Annotated in this window: 14 protein-coding genes and 5 tRNA genes; 12 read left to right on the top strand and 7 right to left on the bottom strand. The window is 63.6% G+C overall.

The genetic code is table 11. The annotated features are described in order from the left end of the window. Positions 1 to 318: 318 nt before the first annotated feature. From FLM52_01650 to FLM52_01625, 6 genes are all read right to left on the bottom strand, one after another. Positions 319 to 395: transfer RNA gene (locus FLM52_01650), tRNA-Asp, on the bottom strand. Positions 396 to 399: 4 nt separating this feature from the next. Beyond that, positions 400 to 476: transfer RNA gene (locus tag FLM52_01645), tRNA-Val, on the bottom strand. A 49-nt stretch (positions 477 to 525) separates the two neighbouring features. Beyond that, a tRNA-Asp gene (locus FLM52_01640) sits at positions 526 to 602 on the bottom strand. A 41-nt stretch (positions 603 to 643) separates the two neighbouring features. Continuing rightward, positions 644 to 720: transfer RNA gene (locus tag FLM52_01635), tRNA-Asp, on the bottom strand. A gap of 78 nt (positions 721 to 798) precedes the next feature. After that, positions 799 to 874, bottom strand: a tRNA-Val gene (locus FLM52_01630). A 216-nt stretch (positions 875 to 1,090) separates the two neighbouring features. Then, positions 1,091 to 1,765 (bottom strand): hypothetical protein, encoded by a 675-nt coding sequence (locus tag FLM52_01625; GenBank protein NVN54512.1) that lies wholly within the window; start codon positions 1,763 to 1,765, stop codon positions 1,091 to 1,093. 436 nt (positions 1,766 to 2,201) lie between these two features. On the opposite strand from FLM52_01625, the gene FLM52_01620 reads away from it, so the two are divergent. The 4 genes from FLM52_01620 to fnr all read left to right on the top strand — a co-directional run bounded on the left by FLM52_01620 (position 2,202) and on the right by fnr (position 5,781). After that, positions 2,202 to 3,770, top strand: coding sequence for a hypothetical protein (locus tag FLM52_01620; protein ID NVN54511.1), 1,569 nt, complete (start codon positions 2,202 to 2,204; stop codon positions 3,768 to 3,770). Beyond that, complete coding sequence (locus FLM52_01615) at positions 3,767 to 4,384, top strand: cytochrome-c oxidase, cbb3-type subunit II (GenBank protein NVN54510.1); 618 nt, start codon at positions 3,767 to 3,769, stop codon at positions 4,382 to 4,384. Before FLM52_01620 ends, FLM52_01615 begins: the two co-directional genes overlap by 4 nt. 22 nt (positions 4,385 to 4,406) lie before the next feature. After that, positions 4,407 to 4,676: a hypothetical protein gene (locus FLM52_01610; protein NVN54509.1), complete on the top strand. Its 270-nt coding sequence runs from the start codon at positions 4,407 to 4,409 to the stop codon at positions 4,674 to 4,676. A 355-nt stretch (positions 4,677 to 5,031) separates the two neighbouring features. Beyond that, positions 5,032 to 5,781, top strand: a complete 750-nt coding sequence (gene fnr / locus FLM52_01605) for a fumarate/nitrate reduction transcriptional regulator Fnr (protein NVN54508.1) — start codon at positions 5,032 to 5,034, stop codon at positions 5,779 to 5,781. A gap of 222 nt (positions 5,782 to 6,003) precedes the next feature. Here fnr and FLM52_01600 read toward each other — a convergent pair whose 3' ends face one another. Then, complete coding sequence (locus tag FLM52_01600) at positions 6,004 to 8,502, bottom strand: 9-hexadecenoic acid cis-trans isomerase (protein NVN54507.1); 2,499 nt, start codon at positions 8,500 to 8,502, stop codon at positions 6,004 to 6,006. Between the two features lie 276 nt (positions 8,503 to 8,778). Here FLM52_01600 and FLM52_01595 point away from each other — a divergent pair, with 276 nt between their 5' ends. The 8 genes from FLM52_01595 (at position 8,779) to FLM52_01560 (ending at position 15,330) form a co-directional block, all read left to right on the top strand. Further along, complete coding sequence (locus tag FLM52_01595; GenBank protein NVN54506.1) at positions 8,779 to 9,039, top strand: hypothetical protein; 261 nt, start codon at positions 8,779 to 8,781, stop codon at positions 9,037 to 9,039. 164 nt (positions 9,040 to 9,203) lie between these two features. Next, positions 9,204 to 10,148 (top strand): DUF692 domain-containing protein, encoded by a 945-nt coding sequence (locus FLM52_01590; GenBank protein ID NVN54505.1) that lies wholly within the window; start codon positions 9,204 to 9,206, stop codon positions 10,146 to 10,148. Next, on the top strand, positions 10,145 to 10,981 hold the full coding sequence (locus FLM52_01585; protein ID NVN54504.1) for a DUF2063 domain-containing protein: 837 nt from the start codon (positions 10,145 to 10,147) through the stop codon (positions 10,979 to 10,981). The genes FLM52_01590 and FLM52_01585 overlap by 4 nt, the downstream gene beginning before the upstream one ends. A gap of 227 nt (positions 10,982 to 11,208) precedes the next feature. Then, entirely contained in the window at positions 11,209 to 12,030 is an 822-nt protein-coding gene (locus tag FLM52_01580) for a pseudouridylate synthase (GenBank protein NVN54503.1), read from the top strand. A 215-nt stretch (positions 12,031 to 12,245) separates the two neighbouring features. Next, the gene (gene tcdA / locus FLM52_01575) at positions 12,246 to 13,139 is read left to right on the top strand and encodes a tRNA cyclic N6-threonylcarbamoyladenosine(37) synthase TcdA (protein ID NVN54502.1); all 894 of its coding nucleotides are present in this window, start codon (positions 12,246 to 12,248) and stop codon (positions 13,137 to 13,139) included. A 91-nt stretch (positions 13,140 to 13,230) separates the two neighbouring features. Further along, the gene (locus tag FLM52_01570) at positions 13,231 to 13,470 is read left to right on the top strand and encodes a DUF1653 domain-containing protein (protein NVN54501.1); all 240 of its coding nucleotides are present in this window, start codon (positions 13,231 to 13,233) and stop codon (positions 13,468 to 13,470) included. Between the two features lie 216 nt (positions 13,471 to 13,686). After that, a complete protein-coding gene (purE, locus tag FLM52_01565) occupies positions 13,687 to 14,205 on the top strand; it encodes a 5-(carboxyamino)imidazole ribonucleotide mutase (protein NVN54500.1) in 519 nt (172 codons plus the stop codon). 3 nt (positions 14,206 to 14,208) lie between these two features. After that, positions 14,209 to 15,330, top strand: a complete 1,122-nt coding sequence (locus tag FLM52_01560) for a 5-(carboxyamino)imidazole ribonucleotide synthase (GenBank protein ID NVN54499.1) — start codon at positions 14,209 to 14,211, stop codon at positions 15,328 to 15,330. The last annotated feature ends 7 nt before the right edge of the window (positions 15,331 to 15,337 follow it).

Here is a 15,337-nt window from a genome sequence, read left to right as displayed (position 1 = left end):
GATCCCAGTGTAGAGCATCGCGCCATGGGCTCAATACTCCCAAAGGCCACATCGCGAATGAGACCAGTAATGACGGCAGCGAGAGGAAAACCGTGCAGGATACCCGTCAACGGGGAAAGGGGAGCGTCGCGATGTGCACCGAGAAGGCCGACAAGCCTGGAACATGGCAAGGTTGAAAAGAGACAAGAGAGAGGAAAGGGGAAAGAGGCAAGAACGGAAGACAAGCGAGGATGGATCAGTACTGAAGATTTTTCGGCAGTCAGAAACGCAAAAACCCGAGCTCGAAAGCTCGGGTTTCACGAATTCTTGTAGATCGAATGGCGGACCGGACGGGACTCGAACCCGCGACCTCCGGCGTGACAGGCCGGCATTCTAACCAACTGAACTACCGGTCCGCATTGGTGGGTGATACTGGATTCGAACCAGTGACCCCAAGCATGTGAAGCTTGTGCTCTAACCAACTGAGCTAATCACCCAATACAAACGATCTTTGCTGCAAGCAGCGGTGATATCTCGCGATTCTGATGGCGGACCGGACGGGACTCGAACCCGCGACCTCCGGCGTGACAGGCCGGCATTCTAACCAACTGAACTACCGGTCCACTTCAGAACAACTCAACATCGGGCGCATGACAAACGAGAATGGCGGACCGGACGGGACTCGAACCCGCGACCTCCGGCGTGACAGGCCGGCATTCTAACCAACTGAACTACCGGTCCACGACAAACGCTTGCTTCTGCTAACGAACCAGGCCATTTAATCAAGTAACGCTTTGAAAAGCAATGACTTTTTTCAAATGGTGGGTGGTACTGGGTTCGAACCAGTGACCCCCAGCTTGTAAGGCTGGTGCTCTACCAACTGAGCTAACCACCCCTGTCTCGTTGGCGCTGCATTCTACGGAATCCGGCCCATGAGTCAATACTTTTTTTACGCGCAATTTCAGCAATCGTCCGCGACAGAGTATTGATAAGACAGGACTTTCCCGCTGCATCTCGCCTGCAGGCCAGTAAACATCAGCGTTGCGTCATCATTCTGACATGCCGCTGTCGCCATCGAAGGCCTGGGTAATGCCCCGCAAATAATGATGATTCACTGCCGCTTTCCGCCCAATGCCGGGTGATGGGCCAAGGCCTGTGCTGCACGCGAAATCAGTCCTTCACGCGTCTCGCCACTCACTTTTCGTGGTTTGAAATCATGTTCGCCATCATTCAGCCAATGCAAGGTGAGGCTTTCCGGCAACGGATATTCCGTCACTTCCTCTCGAGTGCCGAAGGGATCGCGGCTGCCCTGACAGATCACGCCGGCCATCGGGATATCCGGCAGATGGTCGATGCGCAACTTGTCGGGCTTGCCCGTGGGATGGAAGGGATAGCCCAGCGCGTACCACCCGACCGGCAACGGCGCATGCGCCATATGGGCCAATTCCACCAACAGATGGGAGGCCACACGACTGCCCATCGACTTGCCGCCGACCAGCCAGGGCAGAGATCGCAAGGAGTCGACGTCTGCCACACACGCCATCAGCGCCTGACACCAGCGCGCCATCTCCTCGATCAGCCCGGGCAGCCGGGGTGGCGGTCGGCGGCGGCTTTCGCAGCGCATCCTGACGAGATAGCTGAAATCGAATGCCAGCCATGCCATGTCATGCGCCAGGCAGGCAGCAGCGAACCGTTGATGGAAGTCGGTCTCACGCCCGGCGCCGGCACCATGGGCATGCAATAGCAGGGCACGCTCAGGACGCCCATGGATCTCAAGCGGGCCCAGTTCCGCCAACCAGCCTCGCCACGGCCCTCGCGCTGTCAGCGCGTCGTGGGACATGGTCTGGCGAGCAGCAAGCTCCGAGGCGACGTCGGCCAGGCTGGCGACACGAAAGCCTTCCTCGGCGTAGGGGCTGGGGACCTCAGCCGTATTGGACGCATTGGCATCTTCGTCCGATGATGAAGTGACGGCGGGCAAGCGAAATTCTCCTGTTGATCTCGTACGGCTCGCGCCAGACAACGCTGGAACCGATGAGGGGTAAACGCTGCATTCCAGCGCGAGGGATGGCCTGTCAGTCGGTCATGGTCGCGCGTGATATCGCTCAGCGCCAGCTCTGCCACCCTGAACAGTGGCGTCGGTGATATGGCCGCTCCCGCAGCGCCGCTTCCAGCACCGTCACCACCAGCACTGCGCTTTCGCCCACTGCCGACGAGGTCGTGATATGCGTACAGCTCTTGAGGCTTCGGCCTGCCAATCCCACGTGAACAATCATCATCACGCAAGCCATGATTTCGCTCGTATGGCCGTCATCTGGGGCCTGCTCAGCCTCTGTCTGGCCGTATGGCTCAACCTCATCTGGCTATGGCCCTCGCTGGGGCCGGAAGCGGCCTGGCTGAGCTACGGCCGCCTCGCTCCCTTGCAGCACCACCTGCTGCTCTACGGTCTGGGCGGCTCGGCAGTGATCGCCGGTGGTTACTCCATCGCCATGCACAGTGTCCTGCAGCGCGAATCACGCACGGACGCCGAGACGGCGATACCGGATATCGCACTGCCCCCTTTAACGCTCAAGCTGATGCAGTTCACCTTCCTCGGCTGGCAGGCCGTGGTCGCGCTCGGCGCACTGGCGATTGTCGCAGGCTACTCCTCGGGCCAGTACATGGCCGAAGCCCCCTGGCTCGTCGATCTGCTGATGACCCTCGTCTGGCTGGCCGTGGCGTGGGTCTTCTTCACGGTACTGGAACAGCGCACGCTGCGCCGCCTGCCGGTGGCCTGCTGGTACTTCATCGCCGGCCTGATGCTGGTGTTGATGCAGCATGTGCTGATCTCGCTCAGCGTGCCGATCGACCTGCTGGAATCGATACCGCTCTTCACGGGCAGCCTCGAGGCACTGATTCAGCGCTGGCAGGCCGGGCCACTCCCCGGCGGCATGTTCGCATTCGGCCTCATTGCCTTGCTCCATCACATGGTGATGAGCCGCTCGCGGCGGCCGCTCCACTCGCATCGGCTGGCGACCACCAGCTTCTGGATGCTGGTGCTGCTGGTGACATGGGGAGGTGCTCCGCTGCTGTTCGCGAGCGCCCTGCCGGCCTGGAGCCAGACGCTGGGCATGGCGATGGGCCTCCTGCTACTGGCACCGGGGCTGGCACTCAGCCTCAATGGCCTGATGACACTCAAGGAGGATTGGCACTCAGTGCGCCGGGATCCGCTGATCTGCCTGCTGGCGGCAGCTCTGATCAGCTTCGCCCTTGCGGTTCTTGAATACAGCCTGCTGTCATTGCCGACCCTCAATGCCATGACCTTCAGTGCCGCCAACAGCCTGTCGCCGGCAGCAAGCCTGGGGGTGGTCGCGACAGTCGCCATCGTGATGGCCTATCACCTGCTGCCCCCGATGCGCTCCCTCGCGCTGCTCAAGACCCATGCCCTGCTGGCCATCATCGGCACCCTGCTGTGCATTGCCGCCAGCTGGGCCACCACGCTGCTTCAAGGCAGCATGTGGCATGTGCTGGCAGATGACGGCAGACCGCTATACACCCTGAGCGAGGTGCTGGCAGCGGCCCGCATGCCGATGATGATTTCGTTGGGCGGACTCGTCTGCTGGGCACTCGGCATGCTGCTGATGCTCCTCAACGTGATGCACACCCTGGCTGTCCACAAGAGCGAACGGCAAGCCGCTCATGAGCGCCAGCTCCCGAATTCCGGCTCGCGGAAGACATCATCACAGCCTGCCATGCCTCCTGCATCACCCTCGGCCACGCCCCCTGCCACATCCTCGGGAGGGCACTACGCATGAGACATGTCCTGCTCGAACGTCACGCCGGCCTGATGACGGCACTATGCCTGCTCACCATGAGCCTCGGCGCCCTCGCCCAGCTGGTGCCGCTTGGAGCTCACCCCAGCCTCTCCAGCGCGCCCGAAGACCTCAAACCGCTGAGCGCCCTGGCACTGGAGGGTCAGCGCATCTATCAACGCGAGGGCTGTCAGCAGTGCCACACACGCATGGTGCGCGATCTACCGGGCGACACGGCGCGCCACGGCGATGCGACGACCACCCGGGCACGCTTCTACGACCGCCCTTCGCTGTGGGGCGTCGAGCGCTGGGGGACGGATTTGAGCCAGCTGCCTGCGCAGCATGACGATGCCTGGCAGCGCCTGCATCTGCATGACCCGCGCAGTCAGGTGCCGGACTCAGCGATGCCTGCCTACCCGTGGCTGTTCGAGCGGGCGTTGAGCGGCGAAGGTATCGCGGCACGCATGCGAGCCCTGCAAGGCCTGGGCGTACCCTACGCGGAAGACGAGATTCTTGCCGCCCCCAATGACGTGCGTGGCACTGCCGAAATCACGGCTCTGCTCGCCTACCTGCAGCAGGCCACCCCTGCGAGGGACACCGCCAGCCGCGGCCCATGACAGCCCCCTCAGGAGACACGACATGAATCTGCTGGAGACAACTGGCCTACCCCTGTTCTGGAATCTCTGGGTGCTGGCCCTCACGCTGGGCAGCCTGGTGTTGTTCGCCATGCTGGCACTGGGCAGTCTTTCGCGCGCTGACAGCAACGAGCGCGAAGGCGATGGCCCCATGCAGGAACATCGCATCAACGGCGTACGTCAGCCTGACACACCAGCGCCACGTGCCTGGGGCATTCTGGCACTGGCGACGCTGGCCGCCGCGCTGATCCTGCTGCTCGGCGCAGCTGGCTGAGCCCAGATGACCAGCGACTGATGACTGAGCGCTGGCCACTGCATACTGACTCACACCTTCAGCTGAGGCAGGTCGTCGCGGTATGGTCACACGGGGCCAACCAGGCCTAAAGTTCACACACCTTGCAACGCCCATGGGTTGGGCAGGATAATGAATTAATAAAATCTAATATTATGGCGTCACGGAATTGCGCTGCCTCGGCCGATGAGCGCTCAGACCCTGGCCGCTCGATACACTGCGGCTCAGCAGGGCAGCGGCGGGCGACAAGGCCCCGCCCCACCATTCGTTGCGCCCGAAAGACCCCTCCCGCTGCCCTGCCCCAGGGGTAGCGGTGACATTCCTCAGGAGAGTCACCATGACGGCCAATGCACAGGCATCACACCGCTTGCGCGCCCATGAAGCCCGCTGCCAGACCTGTTCGCTGAGTTCACTGTGCCTGCCACTGGCACTGAACATGGAAGATATCGACCAGTTTGACGCCATCATCCGCCGTCGCGCGCCACTCAGAAAAGGGGAAGTCCTCTTCACCCAGGGCGATGCCTTCGATTGCGTCTTCACGGTGCGCTCCGGAAGTCTCAAGCAGGTCACCAATGAAAACAGCGGTACGGAGCAGCTGACCGGCTTCTACCTGCCCAGCGAGCTGGCCGGACTCGATGCCATCGACAGCAATTGCTATCCCGGCACCGCGGTGGCTCTGGAGACCACCACCGTCTGCGAGATTCCCTTCGACCGACTTAATGCGCTCTCGGAGCAGATGCCTGAGCTGAGAACCCAGCTGTTCAAGAGCCTGAGCAAGGAATTGCACGAAGATCGCCGCATGATGATGCTGCTGTCGCGCAAGACAGCCGATGAGCGGCTGGCGAGCTTCCTGGTCAACCTGTCACAGCGCTTCCGTCGCCGAGGCTATTCGCCGTACAGCTTCCGCCTCTCGATGGCACGCGCCGATATCGGCAACTATCTGGGGCTGGCCGTCGAAACCATCAGCCGTATCCTGACCCGCTTCCAGACCCAGGGGCTGGTCGACATTCGTGCCCGCGAGGTGCATATCCTGCATCTGGATGGCCTGATCGAGCTGGCCGAGGGCGAGTGTCAGGGCGGTCGCTGATGACGCCTGCTGACAGCACATCACGCGGTGCGACACTGCGCTGATCCGCCGCCAAGGCGCCAAGGCGCCATGTCGGCACCACACAAGACAGAAGCCCGCCACGCTATGTGCGTGGCGGGCTTCTGCTTTCCGTCAGGCCAGTCGTTAGTCATCGAAGCAGTCCGACAACCCAGACAGTCCTGACGACAGAGCGTGTTTCGGCCGCTCAAGCCCCGCTGGCAATCAGCGGTTCTCGAGGCGGTTATAGTCCAGCAGACCCGCTTCGACAGGGCGATCAGCATAGTTGGTGCGCAGCACGCTGTCGGAGAACTCCCAGAAGCGCGGGTCAGTCCGGCGCACCCCGATATCGGCCTGCAGGGCGCGGTAGTCCTCTTCGCTCTCGAGTGCCGCCACCCGCTCTGCCAGCCCCGTCAGAGTGTCAGGCGTCAATCGCCAGAAGGCATTCGGGTAATCGCCCGCCACGCCCCGCAAGACATCGAGAGTGTCTTCCTCAGGACGGCGATTTTCCTCCTCATCGAAGAGGCTGGTGATGTTGGCGTGGGCGGAATTGCGCAGCACGCTGTAAAGGCGCGGCGATTCATCAGTGCCATCCTCCAACGCGACGATCGTCACCTCCGGCATCAGGCTGGCCGAGACTCCCTGCACCGCAGCGAGGGCCTGCAACTCATGTCGCACGTGCTCATCCACGACATTGCTCAGACTGCGCTCATGAACGAGTTCCGGCGCGAGGCGCTCCTGCATGCGCCGCATCAGGCCAAGGCGGGCCTGGTCCGGCGACGAGAGCTCCTGCGGTGTCCAGACAATGTCACTGGGGGCATCGAACTGCGGCGGCTTCTTGAACAGCAGCCCCCCAAGCCCCGGGTCGACATCACGATACCAGCTGTCATGTACCGCCTGGCGCTCCCCCGCCGGCAACAGTGCCAACAGATTGTTCTCGCCTTCCATGCGCAGGAAGTCCATATACAGCCGCGTGATCAGCTGATGTCCCAGGTTGCCGTAGACATCGAAACCAGCGACCAACAGATAGTGGATACGTTCCAGCATCGGGTAGTCGATGATCCAGCCGGTCTTGGGCACACCGCCGACCAGCCCCTTCATCACCGCAGCATTGTCGAAGTGGCGATAGATGGTCAGCGCCGCGTTGGGGTTGCGCCCCTGGCCGGGGCCCTCGGCCCAGCCGCTGCCGTCCCACATCACACGCGTATCCAGGCGCAGGTCGCCATCCAGATAGGCTTGTGACATCAGACGCTGCTTGGCCTTGAGGTAGGCGGCCTGCTTGCTTTCGAACTTGATCCAGGAGCTGATCGGCAACGCATTGCTGCTCTGCTCGGCGGGCAGACTGAGATTCTCCCCTTCCTCGGCCAGGGTGCGCTCCACTTCCGGGTGACTGAACATCTTCGGGTCCGTGAAGCCGACCCAGAAGTGATCATTGATCACATCCACCGCGACCTGCCCGCGACAGACCGGCCCCTTGATGAAGCCCATGATGGTGTTCTGCGACTCATCCAGCATGAAGCGATAGCGTGATTCGGCCGGGATGGCCTCGAAGGTCAGGAAAGGATTCGAGGCCGTCTTGAGGTCGTAATCCGGCAGGTCATCCACCGGGTAATCCGGGGTCAAGAACAGCGCCTGCCAGCGCTTGAAGCGCGCATCATTCAGCGCATAGGGCAGATGATTCTTGGCCAGGATCGTCGCGCGCTCCTGCCACAGACGGTAATAGACTCGCGGACGCCCGGCGTCATCGTGGGGCATGCTCGCGCGCTCATCGGCGGTGTAGGCGGCGTAGGGTGGGTCGTAGGGACGGCGCGTGGAGATGCGCTTGATCGGCTCGCCCGGCGGGGTGCTGGAACGCACCAGCTTGAAGAAGATCGGCCGTCCGTCCGCGCCCTTGATGCCCGGGAAATACACATGGCTCAGGAAGAGATGCTCGTAGATATAGCGATTCATCAGGCGTTGCTTGAGGCTGTCGCCATTGAAGAAGCGCTCGGCCTGCTCGATGTGCGGCATCAGCGCCTGGGGCAGCGGTGCCGGGCCCGTCATCGCGCCACCCTTGGCCAGCCAGTTCACCAGCGTGCGGTGCTCTTCATCGCTGACCTGTGGCAGGGCGTAGGGCATGCCCCAGTCAGGATGGTCTTCGGCGAACTTGTCGTAGCCCTCGACGGGGGCACACACCTGACTGCGATTGAGCGACAGGTCGAAGCGGTCTTCCGGCAGCAGGCCATCTTCAGTCACCGGCAGCGGCGCCTTGCGCTTCTGGCTGAGCGCACGGAACAGCACACTGCCCTCCAGATTGGCGGCCGGAGAGTCGAAGCGCTCATTGAGCACCGGCGAGAAGTCCATGCTGCGCCACTGCTCGGTGCTGTCCGCATCTTCGAACATCCGGGTCAGATTGGCCGCCAGCAGGCGCGTGCCATCGTAGACCGGCACCGGATTCATGCCGCGATCGATCCCGGCCGCCGATGACATCTTGAGCTGACAGGGAGCGTCGTAGCAGCCATGACAGACCACGCAGCGCGTCTCGATCACCGGCTTGACCTCATCCTCCCACTGACGTCCGGCAAGACTGTCGTGTGACACCCCCCGCTCACGCGGTGACGCGGGGCCGAAACGCTCATCGAGCTGATGAATCGCGACGGCACTGCAGCCCCCCAACAGTAGAACGAGCACGATGCTCCAGCGCCAGCGCGGTATGCGCCACAGGCGTCGAAGTAGGTCCGGCATGGGGAACTCCAGCAAGAGGAAGGGATATCGGCAATCGGGCAGATGATGGCGAAAGCGTACCATAAGCAGGCTCACGAACTCGCCAGGACTGCCTTTCCAAGCATAGTGAACAATGATGTCAGATTTTTTCTGGCGCCTGCGCATCCAACCTTGTTTTGACGGCGTATGACGTCATGACCCGCCTGAACGAGCTGTCTGACGCTAGCGGGTACCACGATGTTCCTGATCCATAATTCAAAAAATACGGGCCCTGCCCGATAGGAAGCCATCATGACCATGAAGAAGACCGTTACTGCCGCTACCTTCGCTGCCGCTGCCGCCGCGCTGTTCTCCACTGCCGCTCTGACCTCACTGCCGGTGCACGCCGGTGACAATGCCGTGAAGTGCTCCGGCATCAACTCCTGCAAGGGCACCTCCGAATGCGCGACTGCCAACAGCGCCTGCAAGGGTCACAACGCCTGCAAGGGCCAAGGCTGGTCGTACACTGCCAGCGCTGAATCCTGTATCGGCGAAGGGGGTACTGTCATCGAGGGCTGATCCTCAGGCACGCACAGGCGTCTGCCCTGGCAGGCGCCTGTGGCGAATTCCCGACGGGAGGACGGCACACCGTTCTCCCGTTTCCGGTTGTGACTTCAGGCTCGCGCCGATGCCATTCAGCCCAGCTGCTTCGCGATCCGCCCCGTCGAGAAGAGGATTCCCGCATGACGACAGCTGTCACCGCTCGCCTGCCTACCCCCGCCAGCGCCGGTACCGGGCAAGGGCTGGGTCTGCGCCCCGAGTACTACCACGAGATTCTGACGACACTGCCCGAGATCGACTGGTTCGAGGCCATCAGCGAGAACTACATGGGGCCCGGATTCATCGAATCCAACGGTGTCAGTGCCGGTGGCAAACCGCTGCACTTCCTCGAACGCGTCCGCGAGCACTACCCCATCGCCTTGCATGGCGTCTCGCTATCCATCGGCGGCAGCCATCCCATCGACAGCCGCTACCTGCGCGAGCTGCGTGCACTCTGCGAGCGGATCGAACCGCTGTGGGTCTCCGACCACCTGTGCTGGACGCGTACCGGCGCGCATCAGTTCCATGACCTGCTGCCGCTGCCCTATACCGATGCCACCATCGATCATCTGGCCGAACGCATCGATCAGGTCCAGAACGCGCTCGGCCGTCAGTTATTGCTGGAAAACGTCTCCAGCTACCTGACCTGGCGCCCTGACGAGATGAGCGAATGGGAGTTTCTGGCCGAGGTCAGCCGCCGTGCCGACTGCCTGATCCTGCTTGACCTGAACAACGTCATCGTCTCGAGCCACAATCATGGCTTCGACCCGCTGACCTATCTGGACGCCATGCCGGCAGAGCGTGTCTGGCAGCATCATCTGGCCGGGCATGTCCGGCAGGAAGTCTCGGGCGGCGAGCTGTGCATCGACACCCATGACCAGCCCGTCCCGGACGCCGTGTGGACGCTGTATGACGCCGCGCGGGCACGCTTCGGCGATGTCGCCACCATGATCGAGCGCGACGACAACTTCCCGCCGTGGTCGGAATTGATGCAGGAGTATGCCGAGTTGCGCCGGCGCAGTGGTCGTCCGCTGATGGATGCCGCGCGCACGAATCAGATGGCAGACACCGGAGGGCTGCGCGCATGACGCAAGCGAGCCCCGCAGGCGGTGCTGATCGCAGCGCCTTGGCGCAGCTGCAGGAGACCACGGGCGCCTACCTCGCGACACCTAGCCCTGACACCCGCAGCGCGGCGGCCGAGTCCGTCATCAGTGATCAGCTTGCCAGTGCCGAGGAGCGCCTCGACATCTACGCGATGGCCTATCGACTGCGGCTCTTCGAGGTCTTCGGCGGAGATTTCGAGGCCGTTCACACCCTGATCGGCGATGACGCCTTCGGGCTGCTGTGTCGTGACTACCTCGCGGCCCACCCGCCGAGTCATTATTCGATTCGCTGGGCAGGCCAGCATTTCCCGGCCTTCGTCGCGGCGCGCGAACCCGAGCGCTCTCTGGTCACCGAGATGGCCGCCTTTGAATGGGCATTGGGGCTGGCACTGGATGTGGTGGACAGCACTCCGCTGAGTGCAGAGGCCCTGCAGACACTGGCCCCCGAGGAGTGGCCGGAGCTGACCCTGGCAGCGCATCCGTCCCTCAAGCGCTTCCTGTTCCACTTCGATACGCCGGCCATCTGGAAGGCCATCGACAACGATGAGCCGCCTCGCGCGCCGGTCGAGTCCGACACGCCTACGCCCTGGATCGTCTGGCGCCAACCCACCGCTGGCGCGCCCGAGGTGCACTATCGCTCTCTCGATGCACTGGAAGACCTGGCTCTCGGCACCATCCTCGCAGCCGGAGACAAGGGCCTGAGCTTCGGCCGGCTCGGTGAGCTGCTGACGCCGCAGGTGGGGGCAGAACAAGCCCCGGGCGTGGCGATCAACCTGCTGGTGCAGTGGCTCGCCGACGGTTTGCTGATCAGGCCCTGACATAGGCAACCGCGCGCCCGACGCCACGCCGGACATGACAGCCAGCGACGAAAGCCGGACAATGCACGCCGACCCTCATTGTGATGGTCGGCTTTCGTCTTCCTGCTGCCGTGATGCCCATGCCCTCTTCTCCTTATGCTCCGCACTCCGACGCGCCGACGGCGCCTCAGACACCTGCGCCGATGGCGGACGCCACGCCCACGCCTCTCGAGGCCGAGTCTGCTGAGATGACCGAGCCTGTTGAGCTGACTGAACCCGCCGAGCCACTCGACATCCTGTTCCAGGATGAGGTGCTGGTGGTGGTTCACAAGCCATCGGGCTTGCTGGTACACCGCAGCCCCATCGACAAGCACGAGACCGAGTTTCTGCTTCAGCGCCTGCGCGACCAGATAGGCCAGCATGTCTTCCCCGTGCATCGCCTCGATCGCCCCACATCAGGGCTGATGGTGTTCGGCCTCTCGCCCCAGGCGGCGCGCAAGCTTAGCACCGCCTTCGAGGAGCAGCAGGTCAGCAAGCGCTATCTGGCGATCGTGCGCGGCGTCGCGCCCGAGCAACAACGCCTCGATTACGGTCTGCGCAAGGAAGATGGCAAGCTGCCCAAGGCCGAGATGCCAGAGCAGGAAGCCATCACCGACACTCGCCGCCTGGCACAGGTCGAGCTGCCCATCGCCATCGATCGCTATCCGCAGTCGCGCTTCTCGCTGGTCGAGGCCCGTCCGCTGACCGGCCGCCGCCATCAGATTCGCCGTCACCTGTCACGCCGTGGCTACCCGATCATCGGCGATGCCAAGCATGGCAAGGGCAATTACAATCGCTACTTCGCCACGACACTGGAATGCCCGCGCCTGCTGCTGGCGGCTGTCGGGCTCGAGCTTCCCCATCCCGAGGGCGGCTGGCTGAGCCTGTCGTGCCCGCCAGAAGGTGCCTACGCGGCAGTGATGGAGCGCTTCGGCTGGCTGGGCCATCTGCCCGAACGCTACGCTGAACACCTGGCAGAGCGCCCGAGCAGACATTGGCTCGATGCGACCGACGGCGTCCTGGCTGACTGAGCGCGCCCCTGCCAATTGCCACCCGTTCCCCCGAGATTCGCGAGCTGCGCATGACCACCTCTTCCGACACCCCGGACTCGACCGACATGAGCCCAGAACAGCAGAGTTCTGGAAACAAAAGTTCTGAAAACAAAAGCTCTGAAGAACAGAGCCCTGACCGCAAGCCCTCAGGCGAGCCGTCGACCCACGACAGCACGCCCTCCGCCAGCGAACGGATGCTGGAGAGCTTCTTTGCGGACGGCGCTGCCAGTCAGGCTCCCGCAGAAGACGACTACGACTTCCGCTTCGGCGGCATTCGCCGCCTCTACGGTGCCAGCGCCTTCGCCCACTTCCGCCACGCGCATGTCGCGGTGATCGGTGTCGGCGGCGTCGGCAGCTGGAGCGCCGAGGCACTGGCTCGCTCCGGCATCGGCGAGATGACGCTGATCGATCTCGATGATGTCTGCGTCTCCAACGTCAATCGTCAGCTGCATGCGCTGGATGGCCAGATCGGCCGTCCCAAGGTCGAGGTGCTGGCCGAGCGCTGCCAGCTGATCGCGCCACAGATGAAGATCCACGCCATCTCGGCCTTCGTCACGCCGGACAATCTCGCCGAGCTGATCCACGACGACCTCGATCACGTCATCGACGCCATCGACAGCGTGCCCGCCAAGACGGCGCTGATCGCCTGGTGCAAGCGGCGCAAGCTGGGCCTGACCGTGACGGGCGGCGCCGGTGGCCAGCTCGACCCGACACGCATCCAGATCGGTGATCTTGCCCGCACTGAGCAGGACCCGCTGCTGGCGCGCGTTCGCTCACTGCTGCGTCGCGACTACAATTTCAGTCGCAACCTGAAGCGCCGATTCGATGTCGAGTGCGTCTATTCCGACGAGCAGCTGACCTACCCCGGCGCCGACGGCGAGGTGTGTGCCACCAAGCCCGGCGACAGCGCCACGCGCCTGGATTGCGCCGGCGGCTTCGGTGCGGCCACCTTCGTCACCGGCAGCTTCGGCTTCACCGCCGCTGCCCGCGCGCTGGCGCGCATCGCACGCCGCGGTGCCAAGGCCACGCCTGCCGCCGATGACACCTCTGTGGCTGATGACGCCCAGGCGCCGAATGCTGCCGACTGATACGCCTGCTTCTCGCTGTTGGCTTCACTGCTTCTTGCTTCTTGCTTCTTGCTTCACCCTCAAGGAAATCGCCATGACTGACCTGCCCGCCATGCCGCCGCTGCCGGAAAATCGTCCCGTGCCGGGTCTCTACCGCCACTACAAGGGCGCGCAGTACGAAGTGATCGGCACCAGTCGCCACAGCGAGACCGAAGAACTGCTGGTGGTCTATCGTGCTCTTTATGGTGAATGCGGGCTGTGGGTGCGCCCGCTGAGCATGTTCATGGAGAACGTCGAGATCCAGGGCGAGCCGGTGCCACGCTTCGCGCTGGTCTCGGCGTGGTCCTGCTGATCCATGGGCGCACCCACATCCTGACCGTCCAGACAGGTACATGCCGCCTGTCGGTCGCGGTGCTATACTGCGCCGCTTGTTTTTCCAGACATACGCATTGAGCCGCTTGCGGGCATGATCTGCCCGCGCGGCTCGGCCACGCCCACACAGCGCATTGCCCGGCACGTCTGGCAGGCACTGTGAGCTGGTTCATACCACGTCAAGAGCGGAGGAAGCATGAGCGCACTGGTTGGTGTCATCATGGGATCAAAATCGGATTGGGCGACCATGTGCCATACGGTCGAAACCCTGGAAGCGCTGGGGATCGAACACGAAGTCAAGGTCGTCTCTGCCCATCGCACGCCCGACCTGTTGTTCGACTATGCCGATACCGCTGCCGAGCGTGGCCTTGAGGTCATCATCGCCGGTGCCGGCGGCGCGGCGCACCTGCCGGGCATGTGTGCCGCCAAGACCTGGCTGCCGGTGCTGGGCGTGCCGGTGCAGTCCAGCATGCTGTCAGGTGTCGATTCCCTGCTCTCCATCGTGCAGATGCCCGCCGGCATCCCCACCGGCACGCTGGCCATCGGCCGCGCCGGTGCCGTGAATGCCGCGCTGCTGGCCGCCAGCCAGCTGGCCAACAAGTACCCGGCCATCCGCACCGCGCTGATCAACTTCCGTGCCGAGCAGACCGACCGTGTGCTCGACAATCCGGACCCGCGCCCCGACGCGCCCAGCCTGTCCCACGGAGGCGAGTAAGCCATGAGCCAGCCGTTCCGCTTCGGTATCGTCGGCGGCGGTCAGCTGGGCCGCATGTTGGCTCAGGCCGGCGCCGCCCTGAATGCCCGCTTCACCTTCCTTGATCCTTCGGATTCGCCCTGCGGTCGCGTCCACGGCCATCACCTCTGCGCCGATTGGCAGGATGATGTGGCCCTGACGCAGCTGGTAGCGGCGTCTGACGCCGTCACCTTCGAGTTCGAGAACGTGCCGGCGGACGCCGTCGCGCGTCTGGCGGCCGAGCGCCCGACCTTCCCGCCGGCTGGTGCCCTGGATACCGCACGTGACCGCTGGAGCGAGAAGTCGCTGTTCATGCGTCTTGGCATCGAGGTGCCGCCGCTGGCGCTGGTCGACAGCCAGGCGGATCTTGAAGCGGGCGTCGCGACCATCGGTCTGCCCGCCGTGCTCAAGACACGCACGCTGGGCTATGACGGCAAGGGCCAGAAGGTGCTGCGCGAGATGGCAGACGTCGCCGACACCTTCGCCGAACTCGGTAGCGTGCCGCTGATCCTGGAAGGCTTCATCGCCTTCGATCACGAAGTCTCGGTGATCGCGGTACGCGGTCCCGATGGCGAGACACGCGCCTGGCCGCTGTCGCGCAATGAACATCGCAGCGGCATCCTGCACTGCTCCACCCCGCTCGACTCCCACGGCCTGCAGGCCGAAGCCGAGGCGGCGGCTTTCAAGGTGATGCACGAGCTCGACTATGTCGGCGTGATGGCCTTCGAATTCTTCGTCGTCAAGAACGCCGATGGCAGCGAGCGCCTGCTGGCCAACGAGATCGCCCCGCGTGTGCACAACTCGGGTCACTGGAGCATCGAAGGCGCCGTCACCAGCCAGTTCGAGAATCACCTGCGTGCCGTCGCCGGCATGCCGCTGGGCGAGACCGCACTGCTCACGCCCTGCGCGATGCTCAACATCATCGGCCGCATGCCGGAACGTGACGCCGTGCTCGCCATCCCCGGCGCGCGCCTGCACGACTACGGCAAGGCACCGCGCGCGGGACGCAAGATCGGCCACATCACGGTGCTGGCTGGCGACAAGGAGAGCCTCGACGCACGCCTCGCGGCTGTCGAAGCGCTGCTGGTCAATGAACTGGGCAAGTAAGCCGGTT

The sequence above is a fragment of the bacterium Scap17 genome (assembly GCA_013376735.1).
In the GTDB taxonomy this organism is placed as follows: Bacteria; Pseudomonadota; Gammaproteobacteria; order Pseudomonadales; family Halomonadaceae; genus Cobetia.
Note: the sequence above shows the minus strand (reverse complement) of the source record. Positions and strands in the feature narration are given on the sequence as shown.

Coding starts and splice junctions, on each gene's coding strand:
- FLM52_01620 (NVN54511.1), top strand. CDS start 2,202: ATGCGTACAGCTCTTGAGGCTTCGGCCTGCCAATCCCACGTGAACAAT.
- FLM52_01615 (NVN54510.1), top strand. CDS start 3,767: ATGAGACATGTCCTGCTCGAACGTCACGCCGGCCTGATGACGGCACTA.
- FLM52_01610 (NVN54509.1), top strand. CDS start 4,407: ATGAATCTGCTGGAGACAACTGGCCTACCCCTGTTCTGGAATCTCTGG.
- fnr (NVN54508.1), top strand. CDS start 5,032: ATGACGGCCAATGCACAGGCATCACACCGCTTGCGCGCCCATGAAGCC.
- FLM52_01600 (NVN54507.1), bottom strand. CDS start 8,502: ATGCCGGACCTACTTCGACGCCTGTGGCGCATACCGCGCTGGCGCTGG.
- FLM52_01595 (NVN54506.1), top strand. CDS start 8,779: ATGAAGAAGACCGTTACTGCCGCTACCTTCGCTGCCGCTGCCGCCGCG.
- FLM52_01590 (NVN54505.1), top strand. CDS start 9,204: ATGACGACAGCTGTCACCGCTCGCCTGCCTACCCCCGCCAGCGCCGGT.
- FLM52_01585 (NVN54504.1), top strand. CDS start 10,145: ATGACGCAAGCGAGCCCCGCAGGCGGTGCTGATCGCAGCGCCTTGGCG.
- FLM52_01580 (NVN54503.1), top strand. CDS start 11,209: ATGACCGAGCCTGTTGAGCTGACTGAACCCGCCGAGCCACTCGACATC.
- tcdA (NVN54502.1), top strand. CDS start 12,246: ATGCTGGAGAGCTTCTTTGCGGACGGCGCTGCCAGTCAGGCTCCCGCA.
- FLM52_01570 (NVN54501.1), top strand. CDS start 13,231: ATGCCGCCGCTGCCGGAAAATCGTCCCGTGCCGGGTCTCTACCGCCAC.
- purE (NVN54500.1), top strand. CDS start 13,687: ATGAGCGCACTGGTTGGTGTCATCATGGGATCAAAATCGGATTGGGCG.
- FLM52_01560 (NVN54499.1), top strand. CDS start 14,209: ATGAGCCAGCCGTTCCGCTTCGGTATCGTCGGCGGCGGTCAGCTGGGC.